The sequence below is a fragment of the Natrinema versiforme genome, assembly GCF_005576615.1.
Lineage (GTDB): Archaea > Halobacteriota > Halobacteria > Halobacteriales > Natrialbaceae > Natrinema > Natrinema versiforme_A.
Genome location: NZ_CP040330.1, coordinates 1,547,712 through 1,560,182 on the forward strand (window position 1 = coordinate 1,547,712; position 12,471 = coordinate 1,560,182).

14 protein-coding genes and 1 pseudogene are annotated in these 12,471 nt (G+C 66.8%); 9 read left to right on the top strand and 6 right to left on the bottom strand.

The features are described from left to right. The first annotated feature begins 79 nt into the window (after positions 1-79). Positions 80-1,084, top strand: coding sequence for a zinc-binding dehydrogenase (locus FEJ81_RS07525; protein ID WP_138244707.1), 1,005 nt, complete (start codon positions 80-82; stop codon positions 1,082-1,084). A gap of 103 nt (positions 1,085-1,187) precedes the next feature. Here FEJ81_RS07525 and FEJ81_RS07530 read toward each other — a convergent pair whose 3' ends face one another. Then, the gene (locus FEJ81_RS07530; protein WP_138244708.1) at positions 1,188-1,436 is read right to left on the bottom strand and encodes a hypothetical protein; all 249 of its coding nucleotides are present in this window, start codon (positions 1,434-1,436) and stop codon (positions 1,188-1,190) included. Positions 1,437-1,545: 109 nt separating this feature from the next. Between FEJ81_RS07530 and FEJ81_RS07535 the strand changes: the two genes are divergently transcribed. The 3 genes from FEJ81_RS07535 (at position 1,546) to FEJ81_RS07545 (ending at position 4,292) form a co-directional block, all read left to right on the top strand. Then, positions 1,546-2,778 carry an HD domain-containing protein gene (locus tag FEJ81_RS07535; protein WP_138244709.1) on the top strand — a complete coding sequence of 411 codons (1,233 nt, stop codon included), beginning with the start codon at positions 1,546-1,548 and terminating at the stop codon, positions 2,776-2,778. 134 nt (positions 2,779-2,912) lie between these two features. Beyond that, positions 2,913-3,122 (top strand): hypothetical protein, encoded by a 210-nt coding sequence (locus FEJ81_RS07540; protein WP_138244710.1) that lies wholly within the window; start codon positions 2,913-2,915, stop codon positions 3,120-3,122. A 150-nt stretch (positions 3,123-3,272) separates the two neighbouring features. After that, a complete protein-coding gene (locus FEJ81_RS07545; RefSeq protein ID WP_138244711.1) occupies positions 3,273-4,292 on the top strand; it encodes an amidohydrolase family protein in 1,020 nt (339 codons plus the stop codon). Positions 4,293-4,328: 36 nt separating this feature from the next. On the opposite strand, the gene FEJ81_RS07550 is transcribed toward FEJ81_RS07545, so the two are convergent. From FEJ81_RS07550 to FEJ81_RS07565, 4 genes are all read right to left on the bottom strand, one after another. After that, positions 4,329-4,829 carry a gamma carbonic anhydrase family protein gene (locus tag FEJ81_RS07550; RefSeq protein ID WP_138244712.1) on the bottom strand — a complete coding sequence of 167 codons (501 nt, stop codon included), beginning with the start codon at positions 4,827-4,829 and terminating at the stop codon, positions 4,329-4,331. Between the two features lie 280 nt (positions 4,830-5,109). After that, positions 5,110-5,394 (bottom strand): DUF3006 family protein, encoded by a 285-nt coding sequence (locus tag FEJ81_RS07555; protein ID WP_138244713.1) that lies wholly within the window; start codon positions 5,392-5,394, stop codon positions 5,110-5,112. 6 nt (positions 5,395-5,400) lie between these two features. Then, on the bottom strand, positions 5,401-6,465 hold the full coding sequence (locus FEJ81_RS07560) for a ComEC/Rec2 family competence protein (RefSeq protein ID WP_138244714.1): 1,065 nt from the start codon (positions 6,463-6,465) through the stop codon (positions 5,401-5,403). Positions 6,466-6,699: 234 nt separating this feature from the next. Next, positions 6,700-7,095 (bottom strand): OsmC family protein, encoded by a 396-nt coding sequence (locus FEJ81_RS07565; RefSeq protein WP_138244715.1) that lies wholly within the window; start codon positions 7,093-7,095, stop codon positions 6,700-6,702. A 193-nt stretch (positions 7,096-7,288) separates the two neighbouring features. On the opposite strand from FEJ81_RS07565, the gene FEJ81_RS07570 reads away from it, so the two are divergent. Next, positions 7,289-7,483 (top strand): hypothetical protein, encoded by a 195-nt coding sequence (locus tag FEJ81_RS07570; protein WP_138244716.1) that lies wholly within the window; start codon positions 7,289-7,291, stop codon positions 7,481-7,483. An 11-nt stretch (positions 7,484-7,494) separates the two neighbouring features. Further along, positions 7,495-8,086 (top strand): annotated as a pseudogene (locus FEJ81_RS24400) (metal-dependent hydrolase). 89 nt (positions 8,087-8,175) lie between these two features. On the opposite strand, the gene FEJ81_RS07580 reads toward FEJ81_RS24400, so the two are convergent. Then, the gene (locus tag FEJ81_RS07580; protein WP_138244717.1) at positions 8,176-8,904 is read right to left on the bottom strand and encodes a metal-dependent hydrolase; all 729 of its coding nucleotides are present in this window, start codon (positions 8,902-8,904) and stop codon (positions 8,176-8,178) included. A gap of 380 nt (positions 8,905-9,284) precedes the next feature. Here FEJ81_RS07580 and FEJ81_RS07585 point away from each other — a divergent pair, with 380 nt between their 5' ends. The 3 genes from FEJ81_RS07585 to FEJ81_RS07595 all read left to right on the top strand — a co-directional run bounded on the left by FEJ81_RS07585 (position 9,285) and on the right by FEJ81_RS07595 (position 12,470). Further along, positions 9,285-9,548, top strand: a complete 264-nt coding sequence (locus FEJ81_RS07585) for a hypothetical protein (protein WP_138244718.1) — start codon at positions 9,285-9,287, stop codon at positions 9,546-9,548. Positions 9,549-9,638: 90 nt separating this feature from the next. Further along, complete coding sequence (locus tag FEJ81_RS07590) at positions 9,639-11,819, top strand: DHH family phosphoesterase (protein ID WP_138244719.1); 2,181 nt, start codon at positions 9,639-9,641, stop codon at positions 11,817-11,819. Positions 11,820-11,951: 132 nt separating this feature from the next. Further along, positions 11,952-12,470, top strand: a complete 519-nt coding sequence (locus tag FEJ81_RS07595) for an SHOCT domain-containing protein (protein ID WP_138244720.1) — start codon at positions 11,952-11,954, stop codon at positions 12,468-12,470. The last annotated feature ends 1 nt before the right edge of the window (position 12,471 follow it).

Here is a 12,471-nt window from a genome sequence, read left to right on the forward strand (position 1 = left end):
CCGTCGGCCACGACACCTGCGCTCGCCGATCGCCGGAGGCGTCGAGTATTCCCGGCTGGCGACCCAACGGTGACTCGCTATGACTGCGGAGATGACCGCCTACGTTATCGAGGAGTACGGCGACCCGGACGTTTTCGCGGAGACGACCCTCGAGGTCCCCGACCCCGAGCCGAACGAGATCCGCGTCGAGGTCGCTGCGTCCAGTGTCAACCCCGTCGATTACAAGATCCGGCAGGGCGCGCTGCCGGACTTCGCCCCCGAACTCCCGGCGACGCTCCACTGCGACGTGTCGGGCGTCGTCGACGCCGTTGGGGAAAACGTCGACCGGTTCGAGGCGGGCGACGAGGTGTATGGCATGCCCGGCGGCGCGGGCCGGCAGGGGAGCCTCGCCGACTACGTCGTCGGCCACGCCGGCACGTTCGCGCACGCGCCGGACTCGATCCCGCTCGAGGAGAGCGCCGCCCTCCCGGTCGTCGCGCTCACGGCGTGGGAGCTCCTCGACGACAAGACCAGCGTCGATATCGACGACGAGGTGCTCGTCTACGGCGGCAGCGGCGGCGTCGGCCACATCGCGGTCCAACTGGCCCGCTGGTTCGGCGCGGCCGTCACCGCGACGGGCTCGAGCGAGGAGAAACGCGATCTCGCGGAGCGCCTCGGCGCCGACGCGACGGTCGACTACACCGAGACCGATGTCGAGACCTACGTCGCCGAGCACGCCTCCGGTGGCGGCTTCGATACCGTCGTCGACCCGATCGGGGACGAGCACCTCGAGACGGCCTTCGAGGCGGTCCGGCCCTACGGCACCGTCGTGACGACCGAGTCGAGCGCGGCCCAGGAACTCGACCTCGGACCGATGCACGCGAATTCCCTCGAACTCGGCGTCGTGCTCGTTATCCTGCCCGTGTTGCTCGGCGACCGGCAGGACCGCATCGGCGAGGAACTCGCCGACATCGCGGCGCTCGTCGACGACGGAGCGGTCGAACCGCACATCGACGAACGGTTCGCCTTCGACGATGCCGCCGAGGCACACCGTCGCGGCGAAAACGGCGACTTCCTCGGGAAACTGCTGCTCGTCAACGAGTGAGCGGTGGCTCCGAGAGAGCAGTGACTCGCCGCGGTCGACCCAGTCGGCCGGGCTGGCTCGAGGCCGCGCGGTCGACTATGCCGCCCTGAAATCGCCCGAACGACTACTCCGACTCGATTTTTCCGACCGTCTGAATCTCGTCGTAGCGCACGCTGCCCTCGCCGAGCGGCTGGCCGTCGATCTCGAGATAGCCGGGTTCGAAACTCGTCAGTTCGCCGGTGACATCCGTCTCGTGGTCCTCGGTCCGCTCCTCGCTGCGGACCTCGACGATATCGCCGATCTCGAGGTGCTCTCGGACGAGCGCTTTCGTCCGCTCCGTGTCGGCGTCGGGTGGGATCTTCAGATTGGTCATCGTACGTCGACCGTCCACGGCCACGCCGGTAGTAGTTGAGCCGGTATTCGCAACTCGGGACCCCGTACTCGGACGACAGTTTTTGTACCAACGGGCCGAAACGTGACCGATGAAGATCGTCAAGGACAGCGTCCACGACCATATTCAGGTCGACGGCGTCGCCCGCGACCTCCTCGATACGCCGGCACTACAGCGGCTCCGGCGGATCAGCCAACTCGGGACCGTCTCGCTTGTCTATCCCTCGGCCAATCACACCCGCTTCGAGCACAGCCTCGGCGTCTACCACCTCGTCTGCGAGGCCCTCGAGCAACTCGGCGTCGAGGGGCGGCAAGCGGAGCGGGTCCACGCGGCGGCCCTGCTCCACGATGTCGGTCACGCCCCGTTCAGTCACAATATCGAGGCGCTTACCCACCGCCGAACGGGTCGCTACCACGACGATGTCCACGACCTGCTCGCGGACGGGGCGGTCGGGGACGTGTTGGAAGCGCACGGCTTAGCGCCCGACGCGGTCGCGGATCTGGTCGCCGGCGAGGGGCGGTTCGGCCAGCTGGTCTCGGGCGAACTCGACGTCGACCGGATGGACTATCTGGTGCGCGACGCCCACCACACCGGGGTCCCCTACGGGACGATCGACCACGGCCGACTCGTCCGAGAACTCACCTTCGCGAACGGCGAACTCGTCCTCGACGAGGGCAACGTCCAGACCGCCGAGAGCCTGCTGGTCGCGCGGGCGCTGATGAACCCGACCGTCTACAGCCACAGCGTCGCCCGGATCAGCAAGGCGATGCTCCGGCGGGCGAGCGAACGGCTACTGGACGTTCCCACCACCGATATCGATGCCGAGACCCTCCAGCGGATGGACGACTACGATCTGACCGTGGCCCTTCGCTCGTGCGACGAGACGGCGGCGTTCTGCCGACGACTGGACCAGCGCGATCTGTTCAAGCGGGCCGTGTGGGCCGAAATCGACGACGTGCCGGGCGGGATCATCGAGGCCGACCACGAGACGATCCGCGAGTTCGAACGGGAGATCAGCGACCGGGCCGGCGTCGATCCGGACCACGTCATCCTCGACGTGCCGAGTCGCCCCTCGATGACGGAGTCCACGACGCGCGTGATGGTCAACGGCGAGATCCGCCAGTTGGGCCAGCAGTCGCCGCTGGTCGAGGCGCTGCGCGCGGCCCAGTACTCGCAGTGGCGGCTCGGGGTGTACTCGCCGCCGGACCTGCGCGACCGTGTCGGCCGGGCCGCGGTCGAGGTGCTCGGGCTCGATATCGACGGCGCGCTGGTCAGCGAGGTCCGGGACGGGCTGGATACGACGCTGGACCAGTTCGTCGACTAACGGTATCGACGGACGACGCCGGGCATATCGGCTTCGTCGGCCACATCGACCACATCGGCTCCGCTGGGCGCGGACGATCGGGGTAGCCACTTCAGGCTCGCGGCTTATCCCCCGTCGGCGGAGAGGACTCGGTGATGAGTACATTCGTTAGTCGCCTCTCGATACTCCTCGTCGTCGCAACCGCTATCGCCGTCGTACTGGTCGGTTGGGCCGGCGGATTCATCACGATCGAATCGCTCGAGCGGTCGGAGTCCGCCGTCGTCGTCGGCCTCTCCCTGCTCGTCCTCTCCGGACTGGTCGCCGTGTTGTACGAACCGCTCGAGGTCGACGACGAGTCGAACTGAGCTCGCCGCTTACTGTCTGCCGTCCACCGTCCGTCGCCTGCTTCCCGTCGCTCACTCGGTTATCGTCCATCGCCAATCGACCGGCAACCTCCCGATCCGACGCTGATCCTGCCCCGAACCGTTGAAGGCGGTGACCACAAACTACCCCGTATGGAACGAACGGGAACGATCCTCCGCGGTCGCGAGTTCGAACCCGTCGAGGGACGGGTCGTCATCGGCGACGACGGCCGCATCGAGGCCATCGAGGAAACGGCGGTCGAGAGCGACGACATCATCCTCCCGGCCTTCGTAAACGCCCACACCCACATCGGCGACTCGATCGCCAAGGAGGCCGGCGGCGGCCTCTCGCTCGAGGAGCTGGTCGCCCCGCCGGACGGGCTGAAACACCGGCTTCTCAGGGACGCCTCCCGCGAGGAACTGGTGACCGCGACGGAGCAGTCGCTACGATTCATGCAGCGGGCCGGCACGGCCGCCTGTCTGGACTTCCGCGAGGGCGACGTGGCGGGCGTTCGGATGCTCGAGGACGCCGCAGCGGGTCTCGACATCGACGCGCTGTCGTTCGCTCGGGGCTCCATCGACGCGATGCGCGCCGGCGACGGCTACGGCGCGAGCGGCGCGAACGACGACAGCTTCGACCGGGAGCGAGCGGCGACCCGCGAGGCGGGCAAACCCTTCGGCATCCACGCGGGCGAGGTCGACGCGAGCGACATCGATCCAGCCCTGGACCTCGAGCCGGACTTTCTGGTCCACATGGTCCACCCCGAGCCCCGTCACCTCGAGCGGGTGGCAGCACAGGAGGTACCGATCGTCGTCTGCCCGCGCTCGAACCTCGTCACCGACGTGGGGCTCTCGCCCTACGCGGACCTCCACGAACGGACGACGCTCGCGCTGGGAACTGACAACGTGATGCTCAACTCGCCGTCGATGTTCCGCGAGATGGAGTTCCTCGCGAAGCTCTCCGACCTTTCCGCGGCCGACATCCTCCGCATGGCGACGATCAACGGGGCCGAGATCGCCGACCTCGAGTACGGCCTGATCGAACCCGGCCGGGAGGCCCGACTGCTGGTGCTCGATGGCGATTCGGACAACCTCGTGGGCGCGCGGGACCCGGTTCGGGCCGTGGTCCGGCGGGCGGGCGTCGACGACGTTCAGGAAGTCGTTTACGGGTGACGCGACGCCGGCAAAACGAGCGAACTGCAGGTCGCGTCAGTCGAGTCGCTCCGACGTTTCCGCGTGTTCTCTCGCGAGTTCGACGTACCGGTCGGCCGCCGCCTCGAGCGCCGGGTCGTCGATCTCCGTTTTCGGCTCGGCGGGCGCGCCGGCGACGAGCGTCGATTCGGGAATCTTGGTGTCTTCGGTGACGACGCTGCCGGCGGCGACGACCGCGCCCTCGCCGACATGAGCCCCGTCGAGGACGACCGCGTTCATCCCGACCAGCGCACGCTCGGCGACGGTCGCGTCGTGGACGATGGCGCTGTGGCCCACCGTCGCGTAGGGCTCGAGTTCGGCCGTCTCGTGGAGGACGGCGTTGTCCTGGACGTTCGCTCCCTCGCCGACGACGATCGTGCCGTGATCGCCCCGGAGCGTGGTGTTGGGCCAGACGCTGGCCTCGTCCTCGATGACGACATCGCCAATGACGACTGCAGCGTCGTCGACGTACGCGGAGTCGGCGACCCGCGGTTCCGTCCCGTCGAACGATCGTAGCATGGCCGTTCCTGTCTCGAGAACCGTCTTGAAGGTGGCCATCGCGATCGCCGGTCGTCGCGCAAGACTCGATGACCGCTGTCGGCCAACCTGTTACGTTACAAGACAGACACGGATTCGTCTATTTCCAAAACCAATACATTTTGGCACCACGGCTAATGCGCGGACGGTAATACACGAGACGTGGCGGCACGCTATCGTCCACACGGACAGCGCCTGCCGCCGTGTCATCCCCCCGAACCACCCACGGTTCGGAATCCCCCTTTCGTTTCTCTCCCCACCCCTACTCGTCCCGGTCGACGTCGGACAACCGCTCCGAGAGCCGATCGAACCGCTCTCGCGTCGACTCCCGGCGCTCCCGTTCGGCGTCCTCGCGGTACGATGCCTCGAGCACGGTTTCCTCGTCGACGGTCACCTCGAAGACGGCCCCCTCGTGTCGGCCGTCCGCCGGCAGGCGCTCGACGTCGACGGTGCGCTCGTCGACCGCGTCGCCGTCGTCCTCGAGCAGGAGGACCGCCGTCTCCCCGTCGACGATCCGGTCGAGGACTGCAGTGTAGGTCTCACTCATCGGTCATCACCCCGCGGTACGCGCGCCAGCGTCATCAATCGGTGGTCGATCGCCGTCGATCGACGGCCGTTCCCCGTCACTCGCCGTTCGAACGTCGGCCGTCGGCGGTCGGTCGAGCGACGACTGCGCGTCTTGCTTCCGCTCGAGCAACGCCGCCGGATCGGTCGGCGCGTCGCGCTCCGTCTCGACCGACGTGTCGGTTCCGTCGCTCGTCACGACGATATCGCCGTGGACGCCGGTCCAGTAGGTCTCGATCCCGCGGTCGGCGAACGCCTGCAGGACTTCGTCGTGGGGATGGCCGTACTGGGAGTCGAGCGCGCTCGAGACGATCGCCGTCTCCGGATTGACCGCCTCGAGGAACGAGTCGCTCGAGGAGGTCGACGAGCCGTGGTGGCCCGCCTGATAGGCGTCGGCCGCGAGGGTCTCGCCGTGTTCCTCGACCAACCGGCGTTCGGTGCTCGTCTCGATATCGCCGGTCGTCAGGTACGAGAACTCGCCGAACGCCAGCGAGAGGACGACGCCGTTGGCGTCGACGCTATCGCCCTCCCCGCCCTCGGACGGGTTCAGGACGGTCGCCTCGAGGTCGCCGTCCTCGATCGGCAGACTGTCGCCCGTCGCGACTTCGAAGAGTCGCACGTCGTAGGCCTCGATCGCGTCGAGGTAGTTGTCGTAGGTCGCGGTCGTGTGGGGCACGCCGGAGTCGTAGGCCGCACCGACGCCCTCGCCCTCCTCCTCGAGGTACTCGATGATCTCGGGATGGCCGCCGATATGGTCGGCGTGGCCGTGGGTCGCCACGAGATGATCGATGCGGTCGATGTCGCGGGCCTCGAGGTAGTCGATAATCTCCTCCCCGTCGTCGCGGTAATCGCCCGTATCGATCAGGATCGTCTCGCCGGCGGGGGTGACGACGAGCGTCGAATCGGCCTGTCCGGCATCGATGTGGTGGATCTCGAGTTCCCCGCTCACGTCGCTCGTCGGCCCGTCGTTGCCGTCGATACTGTCGATTCCGCTGCTACAACCCGCGAGGACCAGCAGTCCCGCGACCGCCACGACCAGAGCCCCTCGTCGCATTCGTGTTCCGGTCCGACGGGCGCTGCGGATATGTGCGTTCGGACCCGCCTGACGGGGTGACTGTCGGAATTTCTAACCAATCGGATCGTCAGTACCGTCGGTACCGATAGCTGGGACCCCATCGTCCCCGTTCGTCGGCACCCGTCAAATCCATCGAAAACGGGCGCGAAAACTGCGAACCGCGAACGACTCGAGAATCACGACTCACGAACCGACACGGCGGCCGGATCGATCTCAGAACGCGTCGCCCTCGAAACTCGTCTCCGCGTGCAGACTGTCTTTCAGCGCGTCGTGGACCTTGCAGAGCTCGAAGGCGCGCTCGATGATCTCCTCGCCGGTGTCGTCGTCGACATCGGCTTCGACGCGGATATCGAACGCGACCGACTCGAGTTTGTCGTCGTCGTTGAGGTCGCCGTTCGTCTCGATTTCGATCCGCCCGAGGTCGTCGGCCCCGCGCTGCTGGCCGCCGACGCGCAGCGCCGGCACGTAACAGGAGCCGTAGGCCGCGAGCAGGGTCTCGAGCGTGTCCGGAGCCTCCTCGCCGTTGGCGTCGATCGTCGTCTCGAAGTCCCGGATCTCGTTCGTCGCGCTGTACCCCTCCTCGGAGACGGTGGTGACTGCTTTCGCCATGCGGTCGTGACGTCCACGGGCGGTGCTGTAAACGTTTGGTGCCGATCGCTACTCGCGTGTCTCCGGCTCGGAACTCCTCTCGAGGCCGTCTCTCCCGGCCGGATACGGCCCCAACTGCGACGACTGCGTCGACACCCTGCGTCTGCAGCGTGACCCGACTTGCCGGTCGCGACGCAATGGTCGCGAACGGACGATGGCAACTCTCAACAAGGACTCGGCGAAGAAGCTCAGCATCGTTTCGACGGTACTCGACGCCGTGATGGCGTTCCGGCGCGGGCGTCGAAAGAGCGGGCTCCTCCTCCTCGCCGCGGCCGCGCTCTCGTCTCGCGTCCCCGGTATCGGGACGGCCGTGTCGCTGTTCCTCAGACTCGTTCGACGGTTCCGATAGCTCGAGCGGCCATGGTCGACGTTACCGGTCATCTCGGGATGGCGCTGTTGTTCGCCGCGCCGGCGTGGACGGTCTGGGGCCGACGCGGTGCGCTCGGGTTCGCGGCCTTCGCGTTGGTGACGGCGATGCTCCCCGATACCGATCTGGCGCTTCGACACGTGCTCCCGGTGACCCACCACGGGGTGACCCATACCGTCCTGTTCGTCGTTCTGCTGAGCGTTCTCGCCGGAGCCGTCGCGGCCCGGTACCTCACCGACTGGTTCAAGCCAATCGCAGGATCCGGAGCACCGAAATCGCGACCGAGACCGTCTTCGTCTTCGCGACGGCGGGGCTGATCGTCGGCGGTATCAGCCACTCTTCGCCGATCTGCTCTCCGCGCCCGACATCGCACCGCCGCTCTCCCCGTTCTGGCCCGTCTACTCGGAGCCGGTCATCATCGACGTGATCTACTACGGGTCGCCGTTCTGGAACTTCGGACTGCTCGCCGCCGGCGTGGCGCTCCACCTGCTGTTCGCTCGAAACGACCGCTATCCGCTCGAGACCCGCTACCGAATCGGTGCCGCCGAGAACACCGACACCCAGCACCACGCGAGCGACGACTGAGACCGAGCGCCCGAGTCGCTCGCGGCGGCGAGACGGCGAGAAAATAGTACCGGCAATTGATCGCTCGTCGGCGTTCGATACTCGTCCGCTCAGGCCTCGAGTTCGAACGGCTCGTCGGCCTCGAGGACGTGGACTTCGGCGTCGCTACCCGTGCCTCGCACTTCGCTGGCGAAGTCCTCGGGGTCCTGCTCGATCGGCGGGAACGTGTCGTAGTGCTGGGGGAACGCGTGGTCGACATCGAGCCAGTCGACGGCGATGGCGGCCTGCTGGGGGCCCATCGTGAAGTGGTCGCCGATCGGGACGATCGCCGCGTCGGGCTCGAGATAGGGGCCGATGACGTCTCTCATCTCACTCATCAGGCTGGTGTCGCCGGCGTTGTAGATCGTTGTCGACTCCTCGTCGCTGACCTGGGTCGGCTTCGTATCGGAGATGACGAAGCCGGCCGGCATGCCGCCGCTCGAGTCGTTTTCGGTCATGATGCCGTTCGTGTGATCGGCGCGGTGCATGGTGACATACGCGTCGCCGCACTCGACGGTGCCGCCGAGGTTCATCCCCATGCCGCCGACGGCGTCCTCGAAGCCGAACTCGTCCTCACAGTAGGAGACGAGTTCCGGCGTCGCGACCAGCGTCGCGTCCGAGAACTCGCCCGCGTGGGCGATATGGTCTGCGTGACCGTGGGTCAACAGGACGTAGTCGGGCGTGTCGACGTCCGCTGGCTCGAGGTCGGTCTGTGGATTGTCGAAGAACGGGTCGATCAGTAACTCCGTCTCCCCGACGGTGACGTGCCACGTCGAGTGGCCGTACCAAGTGAGTTCCATAGCACCTGCTGGGTTCGGGTGAAGCAACCATAAAAGTGGGCGAGGTTCCGAGACGGATCGATGGCGGATGGCGGTTTCTCGCCGTCGTCCAGTGCTCAATGACTGCTTTACGGCCGGCGAGGAATATGTACTATCACCAACTCTTATACGTTCGGTCCGGGATGGGGCAAACGCCGCAAGCGAACTGACACACCACGCATGCGGTCTGGGAGCGTCCCGTCCGACCGCGATGGCATCGCGGTCGGGACGATTGTGATTTCCAGAACCACCGTGACCACCACTTGGCAACCCACACGGCGGGATCCATGGCGTTCCGCTGCCGATCGCCGCTCTGGACGGCGATGCCGTGGCGTTTTTTACCCGGGGGCCGTACGCCGACTATGCTCGCACTCACGCTCGAGGAGTTCATGGTAGAGCTAAACGACGGCGCGATCAAGAACGTCGGCCCGAACAACAAGGCGGCGACGGTCAAACTGTTCGACGTCGACAGCGCCGAGGCGAGGGAGTTCGGCGACAAGCGCGTCAAACTCGTCTTCGAGGACGAGGACGACAACGAGATCCAGGTCTCGCTGTTCCCGGAGGACGTTCGGTCGCTCGTGGACGATATCGAGTCGCTCGAGGAAGATTCGCCCGTTTTCGACTGACGGCGGCCCGATATCGCGGGTACGACCGCGATTCGTCTCGCGGACGCATTTCGACAACCGTTTTAGGGCGAAACCGCTTGGTTCGAGTAGATGGGTAACTGTATCATCTGCGGCACACCCGTTGACGGCGAGATCTGTCAGAGCCACGAGGAGGATGCCCTTTTCGAATTTCGCGGCACTGCCGCCTCGCAGCTCACGCCCGGTCGCTACTACCGGGGAACCGTCGACGGTTACGCCGACTTCGGTGTCTTCGTCGACATCGGAGACCACGTCACCGGTCTGTTGCATCGAAGCGAACTCGACCAACGACTCGAGAGTCTCGACTGGGAGCCGGGGGACGATGTCTACGTCCAAGTGCTCGACGTTCGAGACAACGGCAACGTCGACCTCGGCTGGTCGATCCGCCAGCGCGAACGCGAGTTCCGCGGCAAACTGATCGAGACGGCCGACGACGAGTTCCGTCCCGAGGAGTTCGAGGACGATGCCGATGACTCCTCCGACGAGTCGACAGCCGAGACGACCGACGAGAGCGAGCAGGAACTGACCGACGACCGAGCGACGAAAGCCGGCGAACTGCAGGCGGCCGCCGAGGAGACCGAGCCCGACTCGGAGACGGACACCGTCGACGAGCAGCCCGCGGCCGCGGAAACCGCTGGCACCGTCACGAGTAGCGGCTCCGTCGCGACCGAGTCCGCCGCCGCCTCGGCGCCCGCAACCGACGACGCGGCCGACGCCGAGCCCGAGTCCGAACCGGAACCCGCGCTCAAACGAACGACCATCGAGGCCATCGAGAATCAGGTCGGCAGCGTCGTCCGCCTCGAGGGCGAGATCACCGGCGTCCGCCAGACCAGCGGCCCGACGGTCTTCGAACTGCGCGACGAGACCGGCACCGTCGAGTGTGCGGCGTTCGAGGAAGCCGGCGTTCGCGCCTACCCCGATGTCGAACTCGACGACATCGTCGCCCTCGAGGGCGAGGTCGAACACCACCACGGCGACCTGCAGGTCGAGACCGAATCCCTCGAGATCCTCGAGGGTGAGGACCGCGAAACCGTCGTCGACCGCCTCGAGACGGCGATCGAACGCGAGGCCCGACCGGCCGACGTCGCGCCGCTGGCCGACCACGAGGCAGTGGCGGCCGTCGAGGACGGCATCGCCGACGCGGCGACTGCGATCCGCCGTGCCGTCATGGAGGCACGCCCGGTCGTCGTCCGCCACGGCGCGACCGCCGACGGCTACGTCGCCGGCGCCGCCATCGAGCGCGCCGTCCTCCCGCTGATCCGCGAGAAACACACCCGCGAGGACGCGGAGTACCACTACTTCGAACGGCGCCCGCTCGACGGCCGCGTCTACGACATGGACGCCGCCACCAGCGACGTCACCTCGATGCTCGAGGCCCGCGACCGACACGGCGAGCAACTGCCGCTCGTCGTCCTCGTCGACGCCGGGTCGACCATCGAGTCCACCGACGGCTACGAGCTGCTCTCGCTGTACGACGCCGACGCGCTCGTCATCGACGATAGCCGAGCGGACGACGAGATCGCCGACGCGGTCGACGTCGCTGTCGCCCCGTCGATCGCCGGTGCCGACGTCGCAGACGTCACGTCGACCGCGCTGGCGACCAACGTCGCCGCCCACGTCAACGACGACGTTCGCGACGACTTAGAGCACCTCCCCGCGGTCAGCTACTGGGAGAACACGCCCGCGGACTACCTCGAGCTCGCCACCGAGGCGGGCTACGACGAGACCGGCGTCTCCGAACGGCGCGAAGCCGTCGCGCTCGAGGCCTACTACCAGTCTTACAAGGACAAGCGCGAATTGGTCATCGACCTGCTGTTCGACGACGACGGCGATCTCGCCGCCCACGTCTCCGAACAGTTCCGCGACAAGCTCGAGACCGAACTCGAGACGGCTCGGGAGAACCTCTCCGTTCGCGGCGTCAACGGCGTCACCGTCTCCGTGCTCGACACCGACGCCTTCACCCACCGGTACAACTTCCCGACGACGATCCTGCTGCTGGACGCGCTCCACCGCAGCGAGCGCGATCGAGCGGACCCGCCGTTCGTCACGCTCGGCGTCGGCGACGACGAACTCCACGTCCGCGCGACCGACCCCGTGAACGTGCGCGACATCGGCGATGCCATCGCCGAAGCGGTGCCCAACGGCGGCGTCAGCGTCGTCGGCGGCCGCGACGGTCACGTCGAGTTCCTGCCCGGCGAACGCGACGCAGTTCGTGAAGCCGCACTCGAGGCGCTCGGCGAGACGCTCGCGTAACGCTTCGCTCTCCTCTGTCGTCCACAGTCCGCTAGCGACGGCGTTCGGTGTCCCGGTAATCGAGCGGTGGCGACTTCCCTGATAACACCTCGAGCCGATAACGTATTTCCGATAGCCAAACGATGAGTCTCTATGGATGCGATCGAGAAGTCCGATCGCGAGCGCGACGCGGATACCCCGGTAACCCGCCTTCGTGAGAACGCGACCGGAATCGCGTCGCTGCTCGTGACGGCGTTTTGGCTCGGTGCGATGTTCACGGGCCAGTCGTGGTGGCTCGCGGCGTTGCTCGTCGGCTACGTCGCCGTCGTGCCGTTAGTTGCGATCCTGTTCGGCGACGAGGAGGATCAGCGAGAATGGGCCGACGACTACGTGGGCACGGACGAATCGGAGACGGTTTCGGAACCAGAGACGACGGCGACCGACTCCGGGACTACTGCGCGTGACGCCCTCGAGACCCTTCGCGAACGCTACGCCGCCGGCGAGTTGACCGACGAACAGTTCGAGCGTAAACTCGAGCGACTACTGGATACGGAGACGCTCGAGGGGGCACAGGAGTGGGCTCGAGGGCGGGAGCGTGATCGGGATCGAGATCGGGACCGGGACGATGACCGAGAGCGGGACGAAGATCGAGACCTCGAGTACGAACGCTGAC